The sequence below is a fragment of the Hyphomicrobiales bacterium genome (assembly GCA_016710435.1).
Classification (GTDB): domain Bacteria; phylum Pseudomonadota; class Alphaproteobacteria; order Rhizobiales; family Aestuariivirgaceae; genus Aestuariivirga.
This window is the reverse complement of the sequence record JADJVV010000009.1, coordinates 1-17,925: the sequence shown is the minus strand read 5'-3', so window position 1 is coordinate 17,925 and position 17,925 is coordinate 1. Positions and strand designations below refer to the sequence as shown.

Sequence of the window (17,925 nt, the reverse complement as noted above, 5' to 3'; positions counted from 1 at the left end):
CTCGAGGAATCGGTAAGCGATCCGCCGGGCCGGGCGCGGCCCTGACATCAACCGTAATCAAATGTCCTCTGCCTCGTTCTTTCGGTCGAGCCCGTCACAGTCGTCCTTCGCCTTGCGGTGCTGTTCCTGGCCCTCGAGGTCAAACGGGTCATGCGATGAGTTACTAAAATCGCGCGCCCCGTGTGTTATGGAGCCCCTCATTGCACGGTCCCCGGCGTCGAATACCCGCTGAACATGTTCATCACGTCGCCCATCTGAGACGGATCGACAGACCCGACGTTGCGCACGGTCTCGCTCTGCAATTTCTGCTGTTCGGCCTGTGCGGCTTGCGCCTGTGCTTGCCGCGCTGCTTGCGTACCAGCGCGACCTGCTCGCCCGGAACTATCATTTTCGGATCGACGCCTAGCATGTCCGAGTAGGCGTCCGCCCACCATCAACGTCCAGCTTGTCGATGACTTCCGGCTTGATCTGCGCCACTACGCCGAGGTTCGAGACGAATCTATCGACGCTGTTCGTTCCGACCGCGCGCTGTGCTTGCGCGAGCACCGAGACGTACTCGACGTTAAGGTCCATGCCTTTCAACTCTTCAGGCACGAGCGGCAGAATGCCTGCCTTGAGCATGCGGGAGAAGGTGATGTCCTGATGCGGATCAAGGAGCTCGTTGTGGAGCGACTCTGTCACCAGCCCCCCAGCATCAGCAACTTTCTTCATGCCGCTCAGCCACCTCGGTAGCTGTCATGCGCGCATCGGTCTGATTGGCAAGCATTAAGAACAGGTCGGCGTAGAAAGGCCGATCTGATGCGTCCGCGCACGTCCTGGATGTCGGCCAGCAGGTGATTGAGGTCCAGCCGGATTTCGAACTGCGTGCGGATTCCGCTGTGCGGCGAAGTGGCGTCGTAGTAGGAGATTCCCCCTGGCAGCGAATCAACGCCGACGTTCTTCATCGCGGTCGGCGCCTGCAACGGCGGCTGCGACATCAGCAATCGATTCCCTGTCCCTTGCGCAACTGCTCCTGCTGCAACTGTTTGATGTCGCCCAACGATTCCATTCCGGGCGAATGGCCGTATATGTCGCCACCGGCCGTCTGCCAGCGCCGGACAAAGCGCCGGAAAAATCTCGAATCCGGATTCACGCAGCACCTTCTGGTGATCGCATGCGACCTCGATGTAGGTCGAGGCCCACGGCATGTTCTTGGCGTCGCGTTTCGTATCGTCGCGGTCCTCGCGCGGCTGCACAACGTGGATTACCTCGCGCCAGTCGTCGACGCGGTGCCGGTCCCATGCGTCTTTGATGCCGGTCGAAACGTTGGCGATACCGAACTCGCGGACGATGTTGCCCACAGTCATGCGGTACTTGCGCGCCAGAGTATTAACCATTCCACGGTTATCGGTCGCGACAGAAAATTCGCCGATCGTCAGCGGGTAGTGACGGATTACGTCGGTGTAATCCTCGGTGAGGAAGGATGCCGCCGTGCCGAAAGCGCCGAGTTCGAGGTACATGTGTTGCAGCGCGCGATAGGTATTCGAGCGCTGGAACACCTCACGCATCAACTGCGTGACGTCGGACAACCAGATTTTCACCGGACCATAGCGGTTCAGGTCGTGATCTGGGGTCGCCAGCTTGAACCACGGCCTCGCCGGACTGGGTCATGCCGGACATCATGCCGGCCTGTAGGGTGTAGAGCGCGCGTCCCGGTCGAGTCGTAGATCGCGTTGTGGCGCTTCTCGCCGCGGTTGTTGTCGGTGCAGAGAAAGCGGCCATTGCGCGGCAGCAGGTACCTGGCTATCTCCTGCCAGTGCGTCAGCCACGATGAGCGTTCCTGCTCGAGCGCCGCCCAACGCTGAAGAATCTGCTTTCGTGAGTCTATGTAGTCCGCCATCAAGCCCCCAGCAACGTGTTACGGCCGAGTGTCAGTAGGCCAGGATCGAGCCCTCCTGCGCCGGTGAGCATCGTGCCGGCAACGCCCATTTGCCCGGCTCGACGGTTGCCGCTGAGCGCAGCCGCAAAGTCAGGCTGTCTCTGATTGTTCCGCCGAAGCTGTTCCTCTGCGAGCTTCGACGACTTCGCGGCTTGCGCCAGTTGTTGCGAATAGACCTGTTGCTGATACGACGCCATGGCCTGCTGCATGCGCAGTTGCTCCTGCAGCGTGGCGTTCTGTTGCGCGAGCTGCTTTTCCTGCGCCTGGCGCTGCAATTCGAGGGACTTGGCGGCTGCATCGGCTTGGGCCTGCTGTGCCGCCTGCTGTGCGGCCAGCGCGTCATTGCCGGCCTGTTGCTGCTGTCCTGCGGCCTGTTTGGTGGCATCGGCCGCGCCTTGGCCTTGGAAGACCGAAGCGGCTGTCTGCGCGATCGACAACACATCCTTGTACGGCTTGGCCGCGCCGTAGGCGTCCTTCAGTTGATTGATGAGCCCGGCGCCCTTGCCTCCTGCGTCGAGCTGGTCAGCCTTCATCAGGTCGCCGATGAGCGAGTCAAGTGACTGCTGTTGCTCGATGGTGTAGCCGGCGGCAGAGCCGGCGTCGACAGCGCTTGCACCGGCCGCGCCGGCCGCGCCACTCTCAAGCGCATCGGCGATGGTGAGATCGTGTATCAGCGAGTCTAGCGCGGCTTGCTGCCCTGCTGTGTAGCCGCCAGCCGCGGCGGCACCAGCCGCCCCCGCTTCGGTGGCAGTCGCCGCAACCGCTGCTTCACCAGCGCCGGCGCCTCCCGTGAACAGCGTAGAGGAACTCGCGGACCCTGCTGAGCCTGCACCGAAGGCTCCGCCAACGCCGGCCGTCATGATGCCGGCAGCTACCAGCGGCAACATGGACATGACTTTGTCCATGAACCCCACCTTTTCCGGAATCCAGTATTTCTCGGCGTCTTTGATGTCGTACAAAAGGCCGTACTGCGAGTCCCATGTCGCATTCTTCAGCGCCGCAGCCTGTGCGCCCGGCGCCCAGCGGTCGGGTTATCAAACTCTCCCTGCTGGAAGACGCGCTTGGTGCCCATCTTCATCAGCCAGTTGTCTGGGTTGTAGTTGCCCAGGTCGATCGAGATGTCGTCTGGCTGCTTGCCGCGTACTGCAGACAGCAGGGTTTCCGGACTGCCACCCTTCCGGGCTGCTGCGAGCGTATCAGCGCTGAGATACTGTGCGATCGAGTCGAGATACGATGCCATGACAATCACCGGACTGTAATTCCGGTGGATTGTCGCGACCGATCAGAGAGTCATGGAGCCCTAGACGTTCTGGTATGGGTCGTAGGCGCGGCGGGCATTTGGCTTGTTCCCCGCGGGTAAAGCGTCCTTCTTGAACACAGGGAAGGCAAACGAGAGCACCAGCGCGTCGGCCCGGTTCGGCGATGGAATGCCACGCGCCTTCATGTCCTTCTTTGCCTCGATCTGCACCTTGCCGTCGACTCGCGGAACGACTTCAGGCGCCATCAACTCGTCCCGCAGCACAGGATCATCGGGAATGCAGCCACCGGCCTTGAGCCAGTCGCGCGCCGCTTGCCACATCTCTGCGCGCTTGTTGAGGCAGCCATGATTGGCAGAGGCGGAAGCGAACCACACCAGCAGCCAGTACGGCCCATGCCCTGCCCGGCGCTGACGATGCCGGTACCAAAGCCGGCGTCGATGAACACAGCATCCGCCTTTTCCTCGTCTTCGTAACGGGCAATAAGGGCGGCTGCGATCAGGTCGTTGTCGTTCTTTGCCATGCGATGCAGGATGCGGAACACCAGCCCTTGCCGCAGGCCGATGACAAATTCGTCGTCTCCTTCCCACGCTGGATCGACTGTCAGGATTTTCGGCGCGAAGTCGAACTGATGCAGTTGCAACTCCTTCCCGTAGGCTGCAGAGACATCAACCTCGCTTATGAACTGCCGCGACGAGGCCGACGGGAACATGCCTCGCACTCTGACCTTGACGAAGTCGGAGTCCTCGCCGTAGTCCTGCACCCACTTGGCAATTTGCTCCTTGTTCGTGCCTTCGACCTGGCGGCTGTCGATCTGGCGAAATTGCCAACGGTGCTTTAGCCGGCGCGCGCACTCCCGGAATCGACCTGTGTTTCTCGTCGGGTTGCCGAACGCTATCCAGATTATCTCGGTGCTTTCGTCGGTCAGCGCACCCTCTGCGACTTCCCAGACCTTGTCGGCAATGGCCGAGGCCTCGTCAAAGATCAGCACGATGCGCTTGCCCTTGTTGTGCAGGCCCGCGAATGCCTCGGTATTGTTCTCGCTCCACGGAATGAAGTCGGCCCGCCAGGTCTTCCGATGCACCGAATCCTTCGAGGAGATCGAAGTCGACTCAACATCGAACCAGTTTGCCGTGAGCGAGAGCCGCGACCACTTGCCCACTTCCGGGCTTGTCTTGGTGCGCAACTGGGCCTCGGTGTTGGCCGTGACCATGACTTTGCAATCATCGCAGGTGCTGAGCGCCCAATTGCACAGCATGCCGATCGCGGCGGACTTCCCGATCCCGTGCCCGGACGCGACTCCAAGCATCAGCGGCTGAAAGCGCGTTGCCTTGTTGCTAAGGTGATCGCGGATGACCGCGAACGTCTCAGCTTGCCAGACGCGGGGTCCGGAATAGTCTTTCAGCTCTCCGTGTCCCCAGTCATACGCCTTTCGCGCCCACCTCTCAGGATCGCGGGCACAGAGTTTTGCCAGCTTGATCTTTGCGGATTCTGGGTCGATATTCACTCGGAAAGCGCTCGTGCTAGCCGCTCCGCAAGACCTGCCGTGATATTCAAATCTACCGACTGCTTCTCCCCGTACTTCTGAGGGCACCACTTAGCCAGCAATTTAAGGCGTGTCTCGATCTGCAGTTTTCGGTGCCCAAGCATGTCCTCGCGCACCTCTCTCTGCCCGTCTTCTGTGACCTCGATACGGACACCTTCAAGCGGCGTGTCGGCGATATTCAGCGCCTCTTCCGCGATGGCGTCGAAGCCGATTTCACGCGCGCGCGCGATGCGTGCCGCAAACTCGGCCCGGCTCGCAATCCACGAATACACGGTCCGCCACGCGGGCATATGTTCCTCGCGGCAAATCGCGCGAAGAGGTTCCCCATCGGCAAGTCGATTACAGATTTCAGTCGCCGCCGCTTCCGTATATGTCGACCGACGCCCGGGCTTCTTCATACCACCTCCACAGTCTTGACATCGGCGCAATGCTCCGCCCGAGTGCGGTATTTGCATACCTTCCAGACCAACCCTCGGCTGATTCGCCGCCCCTTAATCTGTGTCATGTACTTCGAGATGGTCTTGTATCCCTTGCCTTCGTCCTCGTGCATGGCGCGTATTGTATCGACATCGGCATCGGTGAGGATAGCCCGCGGGTGGCTCTCGCCGATGCGCCGGCCTGACTCACTGACTCGGATCAAGCGAAAAATTGCCATTTTTCATACCTCATCAACGTCGATACCATGCACGTACTTAAGGAGGTGGAGCTTCACCCGGTACAGCGCGCTGGTTTTGGTCGCCGCGCTCTTCACGTCCTCGACGATCTTAACCCAGTCGCCGGATGCTATGCGGGCCTCGTAGCCAAAGTCGGCGTAGTAGCGCAGGGCAGGCTTCTTCTTGCCCTTCAGGACCACAGGCGGCGCCAAAACGAAAACCGGCTGAATCACAAGATTGCGGATAAATCCTGCGTCCTCGTCCTCCTTGAGCACCCGATAGCGCGCCGCCTCTTTTTTTGAATCGAACTTGATTCCATCGACGATAGTCTTCCGGTTGCCGTATTTCGTAGCCTTAGCCGGTGCTTTTGCCACAACCTTAGCATCAGCCCGAGCCGGCGCTTTGACGCGAGACTGGGCCTTCCGGTATTCCTCTTCAGTCATGCGCATACCCTAATCCTCCATGTGTCCAGCCGCTGCCGCCGCCCGGTACGCCTCGATCACGTCATCCCGTAGTTTTTCAGTCGCCGCATCGCCCCGGCGTTTCCGGCAGAGATCGAAATAGGCGGCCTTTTCGGCGTTCTCAAGGGCGAGCACGTATTTGACCTCGCATGCGTGGCGTTTCGCCTCAACCTCGATCCGGGCTTTGTACTCGGCCTCTTCGCGTGATAGCCCGCCGTCGTATTCCATGATCGCCGCTCGCTCCTCGAAAAGCTCGTTGTCGATTTCATCCATGCTCATGGCTCAATCGCTACCCTGCGGACGGCGCGGACCCGGAGCTTGAGGTCCTTGATGCTGTAATCCTGGTTGCCGTAGTGGAAGTACTGAAACCAGGCATAGTCAGAGTAGGAGGCGTGCTGCTCGGCTGACCAATACCAATCCTTTTCGAAGGACTCCGGAAGGTTTCCGTACAAAATGGCCTGCTCGCGCCGGGTTGGCAGTTCGCCGCCCCGCTCGGTGGCCCACTCGACGGCTTTCTTCCAGGTGAGGTCATTGGCAGCGCCTGGCAGCACGATCAGGTGATGATCCTTGTCGCCATCCTTGCCGAGCACGATGCCCGCATAGATTTCGCCTTCTTGCAGTTCTGGTCTCACGCTATGTACCTCCGTCCGTGTATCGTCTCTTGAACCGTTACCGCCTCAGCAGACAGCAGCCGAGATAGCTCCCAGCGTATCGTATCTTTTGCGAGATCTGGAAACACCGTGTTTTGTGCATCAAGGTCTCGTCCGATACGTGCAAATATCGCGCGCCGTGCTCGCGCCGCAGCCGAAACGGGCCGCGAGAGTCCCATAGCCGAATCGATTCCCGCTCTGCGCTTTTCCGATAGCGTAAGCCTCGCGCATCTGTGCCACCTGGGCATCGCTGAGCTTCGCTCTGTGGTGTTGCTCGCCGACCACACAGCCGGTATGGTTGCGACGCATGTTGGGCTTGCGGATGGTCATATCCTAGATTTCTCCATCTTCTTGAGCCATACGGATTTGTTCAAAGCAACGTACTCAGCCGGCGCTAGGTGCCGCGCATCGAGATTGGTAAGCGCCTCGATTGCGTTTGTCTCGCAAATCATCGGCATGATTTCCCCGTGTGCAATTCTGGACAGCACCTTAACGGCCCATCCAGCCCGTTGATCGAGAGAATCAGACTTCTTCGCAACGGCCTTCTCGATCTTTTCCTTCACTGCCGGACTGATCGGAGCCGTCTCTGTCGGAGCAACAGGCGCTTCCGGTCGCGGTGCTTGAGCGCAATAACGGGCGAACCTAGGCAATGTCGGAGCGACATCGCACTCCCGCCCCACGGCACCAAGCGCCCAAGCGATCTGCGGACCAGTATAGGCCGCTAGCGAAGACTGCCATTCGGCCTTTAGCTCCGGCAAAGGAATGCCTCCCCATAGGTTTGCGAACGTGGTTCCGTACATTCGCCCGAGCTTGGCAAACAAGGCATCAATCCAAGCGCTCTGCCGTTCCGTCGATAGTTCCCGCAGTCGTGCGGGGGGAGCAGAGTTCTGCGAGATAGGCTGCACGTCGGTCTGCTGTGCTTTCGTGCCGTCTTCCATTTTTTCCTCCATTGAACTTTCTCGCGTTTCTGAGCCAGGTACAAAAGCCTCGGTTCCAGTCCTTGAAAACGGTTCCCTTCGATGCGTGGAAATCGAGAAACGCCGGAAGCTCTTCGCTGATCTGCACGCCAAGCTGAGCAGCGAGTTCCATGTGTGCTTCGGTAGGCGAGAATGTGTCAGGGAGTTGTGTTCCCTTCGACTTGGTTCTGCGGCGTTCATTTTTTTCGGGCGCAGCCCCGTCGCGATCAGTTGAGGTGGCCTTGGTTGATATCTCACTGCCCGTCAGCGAAGAGGGGGTTCTGCTGGAATCAGGAATCAGGATATCAGGAATCAGGATATCAGGAATCAGCGCGGCTGGCACCGACCTAGGTTGTGCTTCGCCCTGGGCTTGCCCCGGGCTTTCCTCTGTCTTGTCTGGGCATTCCGGGATAACACTAGGTGGCTCCCGATGGTGTGGCTGTTGATGTTTCGAGAACTTTAGAACTTGCAAAAATCGTTTTCCATCAACGATGTACCTGCAAATCAAACCGGCGTTGTGCAATTGTTGTAGAAGTTGATCTACATCAACAGAATCCGCTGGAAAGATTTCCATCTTGATTTGCTTTGGGCGGTCTTCTAGCCGTCCCTCACGATCTGCGAGCATCCACAGCCCGGGAAATAGAAGTCGGGTCTCAAATGGAAGTTCGACGAGTTCCGCATTCCTAAAAAACCCTGGCTTGATGTTTCGAGAACGAGCCATCAGCGCACCGCTTCGATAGATTCACGAATACGCTTGATTTCTTCCCTGGACCTATTCACACGATCTGCAGTGCAAACAGTGCAGTTCGACGTATCAGTCCATCGATCTGCAATGTGTCCATGCTTGCACGGCTTCCCGGTAAAGTACTTGCGGAGACCGAGCGCGATTGCGTCTGATCGTTTGATTTTTTCCATTGCTTAATTGTGCCGCATCAGAAACAGAAAATCAAGCAGATAGGCTTAGCAAATACCCGATTGTTAAGCGCTTTGTTAAGCCACGCGGCTAACAATCAGCCGGCCGTCGCCAGTGCGGGTCCGAAAGACTCGGCCCCACTGCGTACCGTACCAGTGAGTGCGCTTGCGCAAATTGTGTAGCTCTCGCGGCGGGCCGTAGAAGTCTCTGGACTGGCCGACTTCGATCTCCGGAATCGCCGCCTTTACGCCGCCTGCTACCTCGATAGGGTCAGTCTGCCGAATCGGCCCGCACTCAATCATGGCAAGCCGGCCTTTGCCTTAAATACCCAAGCCGGACCAGACCTCGACTTTACCATCCGTCCGGTTATCGTCCCCTCCCGCATTAGCGCCAGAAGGGCGTCGTGAACCTTCCAAACCGGGGATTTGTCATCGCCTATCGCCCTCCATACTTCTCGCGTGCGGGCCGCCTCGGATCGCCCTGCCAGATCAGACAAAATTAGAGGAATCAGGTCTTCGCTCGAAGTCCACTTCGGGGAAATTCGTAACGGAGGCGGCTTTTTCCCGCAGAGTAGGCGCCTGGCGCGCGACTCGAGCGTGTCGCTCGAATTCATCGCCGCCAGTTGATCGGCAATTGAAATGGGGACGTATGGCGAAAACGCGATTGGTGGAGCTGGGGCTCTTCCTTGTTGTTTCACTTTCAGACCCCCCCCCCCCCCCCCCCCCCCCCCCCCCCCCTCAATCCGTTTCTGTGTTAGGGCGCCGCGCCTTTGGACGATAAGGAAAGGTAACTTATCACTACATTCTGCGGAAGCTGCTCAGCGACGCAGAACAGGCGCGGCATTGAAAAGGTGCCCGCGTGCGCCACTACCGGGAGGGAGGAGCGGTAGGGGGGAAGGACGCACGCGGGCGAAGGGGGGTCAATCATTGTAATTCATCGCTCTCAATTGCTGTCCGTGGTGCGCACCGCCGGGTTAGCGGGCTTAAGGCGGTAGCCGCCCTGTGGCTGGTTAGTCGGAAATATCAAAGTCTCGGTTATCGTGTTCATCCAGTCGGTCATGCTTACGTTCGCCGTTCACTGTTCAGGTATTCGGAATTCCCCGGCTTTAGAGTCATCCGGCGAGACGCCATTGTTCCTGATTCACAGGGTTAGCTACGATGTCGCGCAACACCTACCGTTTGAGGCACGGAGCAAGCCTTTTCCACAAACGCAGCGGCTACCTTCTTAAGCCCGCCAACTCTCACAACTACGCAGACTTCGCCACGTAATCACCCATCGAATCGTCATGCACTTCAATTTCGCACGTCCAGTTCGCTTGTTGAATGGCGGCATCCACCAGCCGCAGCTGCCTGGCGTGCCAGTCGTACTCTTGCGTCACCTGCGATGCCGTGAGTTTCGGCACCTGGGCAATCACATCGTCAATGCTGTCCGTCACCTGCTTACGCTGTGCCTTCACCTCAAACAAGTCCTTGTCCTTGATCTGCTTCAGCACATCAACTTTGCCTTGCAGTTCCTTGCGCCGCAACAGCGCTTCAGCCAGTTTTACTTTCATTCGGAGTTCTCCTTCACGTTGCGAGCTAGTTGTGGGCAGCCCGCTAACCCATCGTTCGAGCGGAGCTTCGCCATAAGGCCGGCGAATCCCGCTCAACTCAGACGTTAGGCGTCGTGTTGTTACTGTGCCGAATAGATGCCGGCTCGATAAAGCTGCCGCACTCGCCGGTTAGTGTGTTAATCGGCGGCGACATCCAGCTTTGCCACGGATCGGGCCTGGTCTCCCGACGCCTGCAAAATCGGCATGTCGGGTGCGTTGTCCCTGCGCATCTGGAATAGTCATAAGTCAATGCCATCATTTGCCCAGTCGGCGGTAATACCTCGCCATGTGCGCCACGGTTAGATAGCCCGGATTCGGAATGTCTCCGCGGGCAAACTTTTCGAGCCAACTACGCCCGATCTTAGCGTCCATCGCAATCTTCGCCAGACTGCGAGTGTCCGCGGCTAGCCGCCGGCTGACAAATGTGATGTCTGATTCCATGTCCGAATACTAGCACCGGAAAAATATGCGCGCAATATCTTGCGCAAACTTTTTTTTGTTGCTAGGATGACTCATCAACAACTGACCGGAGAGATTCATGAAACTCAGCATCGTTGCAACATCGTTGGCCCTGTTGGCGTCACCCTCGTTTGCTACCGGGCATGACGCCAACCCCGCCCCTGTCAGCAACACAAAGGCGGCTGCGGTCGCCGTGAGTGGAGTTGCATTCGGGTCGTCGATATCGGTCAAGCCCGAGGTCAATACCACCATAAAGCCCACTACAACGTCGGCGGTCACGGGCTCCGGAAATTCCCGCATCAGTAAGTCCGGCAATTCGTCTATCCGGACCTCTGGCAACGTAGCAGGACAGGCTATCGTCAGCGTCAGCAATAACGACGAAACCAAACCCGCACCGTATGCGCCGTCAATCGCTTTGACAGCGAGCGGCATTTCCTGCAACGGATCTGCAAGCGGATCGTTCGGTAACGGGATTTTCTCGGCTGGTATCGGCGCAACGATTGAAAGTGAGCCATGCAACGCCCGCGAAGACGCCAAGGTGCTGCATGCTCTGGGCCTACACTCGGCTGCCGTTGCTCGACTGTGCATGGATTCCAAGAAGCGCGAGGCCATTGAAGCGTCTGGCGGTACTTGCCCACCACGCGAAGCCAAAACGACGGCCATCGACGAATCATCTGGACCGAAGCCGCTGTACTAACCATGTCCATGAACAGCGCAACACAACCCAAGGAGGTTCCGCAATGTTTGAAGGCAAAGATGTAATCATTCGCACCCATTCCGCCGGCGTCCATTTCGGCACGCTTGCGAGTCGCCTCGGAAGGGAGGTAGTGCTGCACAACGCCCGCCGAATTTGGTATTGGCATGGAGCGTTTACCCTATCTGCCGTCGCTGAGAAAGGAATCAGCAAATCCTCGAAGCTTTCGATTTCCATCCCGCATATCTTGCTCACAGAGGCCATTGAGATTATTCCGTGCAGCGAGGCAGCCGCCGCAAATCTGCGGGCGCTGGAAGCGCATGAGTAATACCGGCTACGGCTACGGCGACGGCTCCGGCTCCGGCTACGGGCTCCGGCTCCGGCTCCGGCTCCGGCTCCGGCTCCGGCTCCGGCGACGGCTCCGGCTCCGGCTACGGCGACGGCTCCGGCTCCGGCTACGGCTACGGCTCCGGCTACGGCTCCGGCTCCGGCTCCGGCTCCGGCTCCGGCTACGGCTCCGGCTACGGCGACGGCTCCGGCTCCGGCTCCGGCTACGGCTCCGGCTCCGGCGACGGCTGAAATTCTTATTCATGCCGGAATCGATCGAGCGCTGAGGAAATCATAAAATTTGAACCTGGCAACCATCGCCACTGAGATCAACGCCGCCAGCTCCACGAACTCAAGACGCTGCTGCGCGAGATCGACTCCCCGTCCCGCATGATTGCCCGCGTCCAGGTGCTTTACGATATTGCGGTGGCGCGCGGCTGGCTGGACGTTGAATTCCACCTTTCGCATGCGCTGGCCGAACTGCATGCGCAAAAGGAACGGGACGAGGAGGAGCAATCGTGATAATGAAACTGCGCTACTGGTGGCTGCGCATCCTCATGAATCACAGCCTTAGACCTGGAGGCGGCCTGCTGGATGGCGTCCATTCGATACGGAGAAGCCGCCAGAGCGGCAATGCTCGACGGTCGCGCCTCGACCCCGCTGCGTATGGCCCAGCAGTTGTATCAGTCGATGCGCGACGCAGAGCGCGGTTTGCAGGAAGAGTATCTGGAGAGGATGAACTCTCTCCGCGATCGTCCGGAGTTACTCTCATGATTATCAAGAGTTGGTACTGGCTCACGCCGAAGGGCGTCAGCACAATCCATCTCGCCACCTTGCGCCATGTCCCCCCCCCCCCCCCCCCCCCCCGGGAATGGGGCCCCCCAGGGGGGTCCGCCCCGGGGCCGCCCCGGGGGCCCCGCCCCCGCCGGCGCGGGCGAAATTGCCAATCAACGCCGCTAACGAGGAGGAAGATGAGTGGCCGAATACCTTGATCCCTCTGCAGCACGGCGACGTGCGAGTTCCAGTATGAGGCACAGACGCCTGACGAGAATGACCGGGAATGTGACGGCTTGCTTCTGGCCGACCGGAATCCGCACGACTGGTTTCGTGCAGGCAGTGGAACCGCTGGTTACGACATCGTGCATGCTCGTGGTCGCGGGGTGGCGGCGTGAAGCTGGAGACGATATTTCTGAGAGCGGCTAGGATTTTGCATAATGAACCGTATTACAGGTTAACAAACGCGATCAGTTGTTCTGCAACAACTGTAAATGAGTTCTATGCCGCCAGAAATATGTTTCAGCGCTTCTATCCAGAAATGACAGACCTTGCTTATTGGTGGGAGAAAGAAGGAATTGCGCATTCTCGCCCTCCTGTTTGCCGCAGAAATTGCAAAAGGATCTCGAAAATGAACCGCTTTCAGTACGATAACGTTGATGCTGTGAATTGGTCCAGCCTTAAATATATGGCGGAATCCCCAGCCAAAGTACAAGCACATGCTGACCCACAAGCGCGCGGATACGCCAGCCCTCGCATTCAGCCGCGCGATCCATGCGATGGTTTTCGAGCCGGAACTGTTCAACTCAGAAATTGCGATATGGGGCGGTGAGCGGCGCCAGGGGAAGGCGTGGACAGACTTCAAGGATGCGAACATCGGGAAAACAATCTTCAGTTCGGCGGAAATTGACGAGGCGATGGCGATCGCCAGAGCGGTTCGGGCGCATCCTCTCGTTGTGCCGTATATGCAAGACACGGGCGCGGAATACGAGTGCAGCCTAATATGGACCGACGTAAATTCCGGCCTGCAGTGCAAGGCGCGGCCGGACTGGATCGTGCCATCTACCAGAACGCTCATCGACCTGAAGACTACGATCAGCATTGACGGGCGAAGATTCGGCGCCTCGGTCGCTCGATATATGTATCACTGCCAGATGGCACACTACGCGGCTGGAATCCATTCCGGGAGCGGGTGGATGCCGCAGTCAATACTGCTCGTCGCTGTGGAGAAGTCCGCGCCGTATGATGTTGGAGTATTCGAGATTGACGCCGACTCACTCTGGTACGCGACGGACGAAGTAGGCAAACTGCTGGTGCGTGTGGCAGAGTGCAGGGCGTCAGGCAGGTGGCCTGGGCGCTACACGGAGCCGCAAGCGCTGCAGTTGCCGGCCTGGGTCGGCATGGACGACGACGACGACGGCCCGGATGCGTTCGGGATAGAATTAGGAGAATGACATGGACATGGGCCTAGGATTCTTGGGGACGTATATCACAGCCGCAGAGCTGGTCGGCAAAGAGCCGACTCTAACAATCGACCGCGTGACGCTCGAACAAGTCGAGTCGATGAAGATCGGCGACGACGACGGGAAGGGGAAGACGAAGGATAGGATCATCGTCTATTTCCGTGAGTCGCGCAGCCCGCGAGGGTGGCTCCTGAACCGGACAAACGCCGAGTGCATCAAAGAGCTGTGGGGCCGCGAGACGAACGCATGGGTCGGCCACAAACTAACCCCTGTGCGTTCGCCAGGTGCGAGTCGGCCCAAAGGATGGAGCCGGAATTCGCATCAAGGGGTCACCTGAACTCGATGCGGAACGGACGTTTGATCTGAAACTCCCGCGCAAAAGCCGATTCCTACGACATTGGCTTGCACTAAGAAGACGCCGGAGTCTGCAAACGAGGCCCGCAACGGGGTGACGCGTGATGCCGACAGCTAACCTTTAGGAATCACGACTATGACCAACGCAAACCAAGACAGTGAGCAATTTGCCGCCATGCAAAGGAACAAATTGCGGTTGTACAGATGGATGGAGTCACTCAAAGGAATGCTTTGATGAACACGATGCAGCAACAGCGATGCCGTATGACGAACAGCGGTTGCATCACCCAGACACTGGAACAGGGTGGAAATGCTATGTTTGTGGATATGGTGGCGGCTAACAACTACGCGAACACGTTTTGCTCAAACTGCAGTTGTCATCGATAACAAGGAGGATATATGACCGACGCAACCAAGATCAGAGCATCCCTGATAGCCAAGGCATCAGAGGACCGGCCGTCAGTGGGCACCATGAAGCATGGGCGCTTGGGTACCTGACCGACTGGATGGCTCACCACTGCTGCCCCACGCTGATCCGTCAGTTGCTGAACGATCTGCAGTCGGCGACACAGGAGCAGCCGAAGTGACCAAACCAAACCCACGCATCGTCGAGCCTCAAGACGACGACGATCGCGGCATGGAGATGCTCGCCTATGCCGTCATCTACGCCTCTATTATCCTGGCGCTATGCATCGTCGCCATGCTCTACGCCGGGGCGGTCGGAGCTCTCCTGATCTTCGGTCGCCTGACTATTCTGCGCAACAGGGGCAGCGGCCGTGACGACAGACTCCGACGTTAAAGAATGGAAAGCCGCGATGGACGCCGGAGCTAATGCGATCGCCAGGAGGGAGAGAGTGCGAGGGCTTGAACGACGACTCGCTATTGAGACGGCGGTCTGGACAATCTACCAAGAATGCAAATTCGCCAGGCAGATTGACGGCGAGGACTGGTGGATCGTTCCGACATTCTTCGACGAGGAGACTCGCGAGCGTATGTGCCTCGAATACCTCGACATGAACGGCCTGATCGAGAAACGAGACATCGACGGAAAGGGAATTTGCATTCGCATTCGGCATGAGGATATGAGATGAGCCTCTTATTGTCTGCCAATTCTCCTGTGGTGCAGCGTCTGCAATCGCGACTTCACTTCGCGCTCGCCAAATACGGAGACGACTGCGTGATCGTAAATGCGTTCAATTGCCGAAAGAACGCTGGACAATCGGCGATTTTTCAAGACTGCGAGAAATGGTTCGGTCGAGAAATAGTCACCCTCGAGACGCCAAATACAACGCCATCGCGATAGAAGTACTTTGAGGCTGTCGGCTTCGCCAAAAGGGGCGAGATTGCCGCCCTACTCGTCGCATCAAGCGCGGGCTCCTCGATCGCAGGAAACGGCCGGGGTTGTGATGGTTCTTGGCTATACCCGCAGAAGAAGTGCATCGGTATGAGGATTTCATCGAGCGGAACCCTGAGGATCGAACCGGTTCTCGTTTCTTTGATAATCACGAGTCTGACGAAGGAAGATTGCAAGGCGATGGTACAGCGCGCCGGACTCGATACTGCCGATGATGTGCCGACTCGGTTTCGACAGCGCGAATTGCATCGGTTGCCGTCAAAGGCAGGTCAGGGATATTTCCGGGCGATTCCGAAGAAGAGAGACTTCCCCAAAACAGTTCAGAGGTGTAGCGCGAAGGGCAGAGGACGAAGGTGGCCGCGCTTCACGGCGACACCACCCCTGCGGGAATTCTTTTCCGTCATGGTCGGCCCGCTGAAACGGCAGCGGTTCCCGCTTCTCGAAGAATTGCACAGGAACCAGTACTAGGGGCGAGCGCTTCCGTCGTCTGTTCGTTTTTCTGCAGGGATAGGCCGGAAAGTCCGCTCGTCAGATGAGCATATCGACGCAGCAGGGGGCGAGATCGTGACGATAGACTCAAGAGAGGCGGAATGGAAAGCCGTGATGAATGCCGGAGCTGATGAGATCGCCAGGAGGGAGAGAATGCGAAGGATTGAACGACGACTCGCCGTGGCGTCTGCGGTCTGGACAATACGACAAGAATGCAAATTCATCATGCGGCTGGACGGAAATGAATGGTGGAGCCTTCAGACATTCTTCGACGACGCGACGCGCGAGCGTGTTTCAGATTGCGTCGAATACTTCGACTGACTGTGACGGCCTGATCGAGAGCGAGACATCGACCGCAAAGGGCTTGCATTCGCATTCGCTATGAGGATCTGAGATGACTCGGACAGAAGTTCTCGCGCCTGAACCAGACTCGAACGCGTTCCGCCATCCATCAGACTCCGCCCGTTCTGCGGTAGCCCAGGAAGTGCCTGTTACGGCCTTCGAGGTGCGCCGAGACAGCGTGCCATCGATCTACGCCGTCCTTTGCAGAGACTGCGGAGCGCGAGGGCCAACTTCGGCGAACTGGGACGTTGGGATAGGGCATCTGGCTGCGACGATCTTGTGGAATAGCAACAACATGCGAGGATGAAAGAAATGGCCCCGTGCCCCGATCGCGTCAAGCCCGTCTGGACAACGCAGTAGGCTCCGACCTCAGGGGGGGGGATTATCTGAGAGAGAAATGAACATTACCAATCTTGCCCGCACTGCGGGGGGAGACCACCCCACGGCTGGAACCCCGCACGTAAGCCGAGCCTCGAACCAGGGATGCGTTTGCAAATAACGAATGGAACGACCCCGTACAATCTGAAACCGCCAGTGTGTGACAAATTCAGAAGGCCAGACGGGTGGAATGACCAAAAACACTGCATTCGATGCGACCGCACACGACTAGTAGTGCCATCGCTGCCGGGGAATCCGACGATCTAACGTGGAGTTGAGCGGCCCGACGGCGGCATTATCGCCGGAGGTCCGGCTCAAACGACAGGTTAGCCATAAGGAGATAGCGATGATAAAGGTGTTTAGATGCGGATGGTGCGGATCTCCAACTACAGCGCAAGGGCAGTACCTTACGCTGGAAGAGGCGAACGCCATATATGGCGCAGATTGGGATGCCGCAGAGCAGGTGAATGGCGAGTGCTGCCCGAATGGGGACAGCCATACTACGCAAACAACCCAGGCCATGCGCCTGAATGCTGCGAGGTTGCTGCTGACTAACCGGAGAAGAAACGATGAGCACGAAACAAACGATTCTGTACCGGAATAGACGGCAAGACGGGTGCCGGGTTTCACCTCTACCAAGACCTCCTTGAACTTGATGAGGACGGCAATTGCCCGGTGCACCTTGAACTCAACGGGGTGCAGTTTGAGGCTGGTGCGGGATGGTTGCCTGGCGGCGGTGGAGTGGACGTCACCATCCCGATAGAGTGGGCAGAGGCGCTCGGGCTTGTGGGGAACAGCGCCGCAGCCGAAATTGAGAAGTTGCGTGGCGAGAAGTTGCGACTGGAAACCGCCATCCAGCGAACACTGGACGAGAGCAGCCCATCTCGCGGATGGTGACGGTTGCGCGCTGATACATTTGGTCCGCGCAATGCCGACGGCTGACGCTAGGCCGCTTGGCCGGAGAAGGCAATGAATGAAGAATGTGCAAAAACCTGTCAAACTTGCAAAGAGCGAGAAGCCGGCGACCGCCTGAGGCCCCGCAGCGAGTGCAAAGCATGCGAAGAGCAGGCATTGGACTGAAATCGGCTGACATTCCTCTACCGCTGGTGGAATGTCAACGTGAACTACTAAAACTGAAAAGGGCGATCAATGAAAAACGTGGATGAACTGCGCGGCCAACTGGCAGACGTGTTCGCCAAGCTGCGCGCTGGCGAGATGAATCCCGGCGAAGCGGCAGAACTTGCCAACTTGGCAGGCAAGATGATCGGGAGCGCCAAGGTGCAGGTGGAGTATTACGCGCTGCGAAAAGAGGCGCCGACCATTGCTTTCTTGCGGGCCGAGTGCTTG

At 58.3% G+C, this 17,925-nt stretch carries 19 protein-coding genes and 3 pseudogenes; 8 read left to right on the top strand and 14 right to left on the bottom strand.

Features of this window, described 5'->3' with window-relative positions:
* Window positions 1-197: 197 nt before the first annotated feature.
* From IPM06_17980 to IPM06_17920, 13 genes and pseudogenes are all read right to left on the bottom strand, one after another.
* Window positions 198-1,879: pseudogene (locus IPM06_17980) on the bottom strand (phage head-tail adapter protein).
* Window positions 1,879-2,823 carry a hypothetical protein gene (locus tag IPM06_17975; GenBank protein MBK8772291.1) on the bottom strand — a complete coding sequence of 315 codons (945 nt, stop codon included), beginning with the start codon at window positions 2,821-2,823 and terminating at the stop codon, window positions 1,879-1,881. Before IPM06_17975 ends, IPM06_17980 begins: the two are co-directional and overlap by 1 nt.
* Before the next feature lie 86 nt (window positions 2,824-2,909).
* Entirely contained in the window at window positions 2,910-3,158 is a 249-nt protein-coding gene (locus IPM06_17970) for a hypothetical protein (protein ID MBK8772290.1), read from the bottom strand.
* A gap of 60 nt (window positions 3,159-3,218) precedes the next feature.
* Window positions 3,219-4,483 (bottom strand): annotated as a pseudogene (locus tag IPM06_17965) (terminase).
* 245 nt (window positions 4,484-4,728) lie between these two features.
* A pseudogene (locus IPM06_17960) lies at window positions 4,729-5,097 on the bottom strand (terminase).
* Between the two features lie 17 nt (window positions 5,098-5,114).
* Window positions 5,115-5,375, bottom strand: a complete 261-nt coding sequence (locus tag IPM06_17955) for a hypothetical protein (protein ID MBK8772289.1) — start codon at window positions 5,373-5,375, stop codon at window positions 5,115-5,117.
* A gap of 3 nt (window positions 5,376-5,378) precedes the next feature.
* Window positions 5,379-5,816 (bottom strand): DUF1064 domain-containing protein, encoded by a 438-nt coding sequence (locus tag IPM06_17950; protein MBK8772288.1) that lies wholly within the window; start codon window positions 5,814-5,816, stop codon window positions 5,379-5,381.
* A gap of 9 nt (window positions 5,817-5,825) precedes the next feature.
* Window positions 5,826-6,107, bottom strand: coding sequence for a hypothetical protein (locus tag IPM06_17945; protein MBK8772287.1), 282 nt, complete (start codon window positions 6,105-6,107; stop codon window positions 5,826-5,828).
* Window positions 6,108-6,109: 2 nt separating this feature from the next.
* A complete protein-coding gene (locus IPM06_17940; protein ID MBK8772286.1) occupies window positions 6,110-6,466 on the bottom strand; it encodes a DUF1566 domain-containing protein in 357 nt (118 codons plus the stop codon).
* Window positions 6,467-6,586: 120 nt separating this feature from the next.
* A complete protein-coding gene (locus tag IPM06_17935) occupies window positions 6,587-6,814 on the bottom strand; it encodes a hypothetical protein (protein ID MBK8772285.1) in 228 nt (75 codons plus the stop codon).
* Window positions 6,811-7,305, bottom strand: coding sequence for a hypothetical protein (locus tag IPM06_17930; protein ID MBK8772284.1), 495 nt, complete (start codon window positions 7,303-7,305; stop codon window positions 6,811-6,813). Before IPM06_17930 ends, IPM06_17935 begins: the two co-directional genes overlap by 4 nt.
* Before the next feature lie 4 nt (window positions 7,306-7,309).
* Entirely contained in the window at window positions 7,310-8,014 is a 705-nt protein-coding gene (locus IPM06_17925) for a hypothetical protein (protein ID MBK8772283.1), read from the bottom strand.
* A 1,585-nt stretch (window positions 8,015-9,599) separates the two neighbouring features.
* Window positions 9,600-9,905, bottom strand: a complete 306-nt coding sequence (locus IPM06_17920; protein ID MBK8772282.1) for a hypothetical protein — start codon at window positions 9,903-9,905, stop codon at window positions 9,600-9,602.
* A 577-nt stretch (window positions 9,906-10,482) separates the two neighbouring features.
* Between IPM06_17920 and IPM06_17915 the strand changes: the two genes are divergently transcribed.
* The gene (locus tag IPM06_17915; protein MBK8772281.1) at window positions 10,483-11,100 is read left to right on the top strand and encodes a hypothetical protein; all 618 of its coding nucleotides are present in this window, start codon (window positions 10,483-10,485) and stop codon (window positions 11,098-11,100) included.
* Window positions 11,101-11,143: 43 nt separating this feature from the next.
* A complete protein-coding gene (locus IPM06_17910; protein MBK8772280.1) occupies window positions 11,144-11,425 on the top strand; it encodes a hypothetical protein in 282 nt (93 codons plus the stop codon).
* A 260-nt stretch (window positions 11,426-11,685) separates the two neighbouring features.
* On the opposite strand, the gene IPM06_17905 is transcribed toward IPM06_17910, so the two are convergent.
* The gene (locus tag IPM06_17905; GenBank protein MBK8772279.1) at window positions 11,686-11,940 is read right to left on the bottom strand and encodes a hypothetical protein; all 255 of its coding nucleotides are present in this window, start codon (window positions 11,938-11,940) and stop codon (window positions 11,686-11,688) included.
* A 977-nt stretch (window positions 11,941-12,917) separates the two neighbouring features.
* Here IPM06_17905 and IPM06_17900 point away from each other — a divergent pair.
* From IPM06_17900 to IPM06_17875, 6 genes are all read left to right on the top strand, one after another.
* Complete coding sequence (locus IPM06_17900) at window positions 12,918-13,652, top strand: PD-(D/E)XK nuclease-like domain-containing protein (GenBank protein MBK8772278.1); 735 nt, start codon at window positions 12,918-12,920, stop codon at window positions 13,650-13,652.
* A gap of 1 nt (window position 13,653) precedes the next feature.
* Window positions 13,654-13,998 (top strand): hypothetical protein, encoded by a 345-nt coding sequence (locus tag IPM06_17895; protein ID MBK8772277.1) that lies wholly within the window; start codon window positions 13,654-13,656, stop codon window positions 13,996-13,998.
* Between the two features lie 600 nt (window positions 13,999-14,598).
* A complete protein-coding gene (locus tag IPM06_17890; GenBank protein ID MBK8772276.1) occupies window positions 14,599-14,814 on the top strand; it encodes a hypothetical protein in 216 nt (71 codons plus the stop codon).
* Window positions 14,792-15,106 (top strand): hypothetical protein, encoded by a 315-nt coding sequence (locus tag IPM06_17885; protein ID MBK8772275.1) that lies wholly within the window; start codon window positions 14,792-14,794, stop codon window positions 15,104-15,106. Before IPM06_17890 ends, IPM06_17885 begins: the two co-directional genes overlap by 23 nt.
* A gap of 827 nt (window positions 15,107-15,933) precedes the next feature.
* Entirely contained in the window at window positions 15,934-16,179 is a 246-nt protein-coding gene (locus IPM06_17880; protein ID MBK8772274.1) for a hypothetical protein, read from the top strand.
* Window positions 16,180-17,727: 1,548 nt separating this feature from the next.
* Window positions 17,728-17,925 (top strand): hypothetical protein (locus IPM06_17875; protein ID MBK8772273.1); only part of this gene is annotated, 198 nt, incomplete at its 3' end.

What these genes read in the sequence shown, in the direction of transcription:
- IPM06_17975 (MBK8772291.1), bottom strand. Translation starts at nt 2,823, where the DNA reads ATGGACAAAGTCATGTCCATGTTGCCGCTGGTAGCTGCCGGCATCATG.
- IPM06_17910 (MBK8772280.1), top strand. Translation starts at nt 11,144, where the DNA reads ATGTTTGAAGGCAAAGATGTAATCATTCGCACCCATTCCGCCGGCGTC.
- IPM06_17955 (MBK8772289.1), bottom strand. Translation starts at nt 5,375, where the DNA reads ATGGCAATTTTTCGCTTGATCCGAGTCAGTGAGTCAGGCCGGCGCATC.
- IPM06_17920 (MBK8772282.1), bottom strand. Translation starts at nt 9,905, where the DNA reads ATGAAAGTAAAACTGGCTGAAGCGCTGTTGCGGCGCAAGGAACTGCAA.
- IPM06_17925 (MBK8772283.1), bottom strand. Translation starts at nt 8,014, where the DNA reads ATGGAAATCTTTCCAGCGGATTCTGTTGATGTAGATCAACTTCTACAA.
- IPM06_17945 (MBK8772287.1), bottom strand. Translation starts at nt 6,107, where the DNA reads ATGGATGAAATCGACAACGAGCTTTTCGAGGAGCGAGCGGCGATCATG.
- IPM06_17900 (MBK8772278.1), top strand. Translation starts at nt 12,918, where the DNA reads ATGCTGACCCACAAGCGCGCGGATACGCCAGCCCTCGCATTCAGCCGC.
- IPM06_17970 (MBK8772290.1), bottom strand. Translation starts at nt 3,158, where the DNA reads ATGGCATCGTATCTCGACTCGATCGCACAGTATCTCAGCGCTGATACG.
- IPM06_17935 (MBK8772285.1), bottom strand. Translation starts at nt 6,814, where the DNA reads ATGACCATCCGCAAGCCCAACATGCGTCGCAACCATACCGGCTGTGTG.
- IPM06_17895 (MBK8772277.1), top strand. Translation starts at nt 13,654, where the DNA reads ATGGACATGGGCCTAGGATTCTTGGGGACGTATATCACAGCCGCAGAG.
- IPM06_17915 (MBK8772281.1), top strand. Translation starts at nt 10,483, where the DNA reads ATGAAACTCAGCATCGTTGCAACATCGTTGGCCCTGTTGGCGTCACCC.
- IPM06_17950 (MBK8772288.1), bottom strand. Translation starts at nt 5,816, where the DNA reads ATGACTGAAGAGGAATACCGGAAGGCCCAGTCTCGCGTCAAAGCGCCG.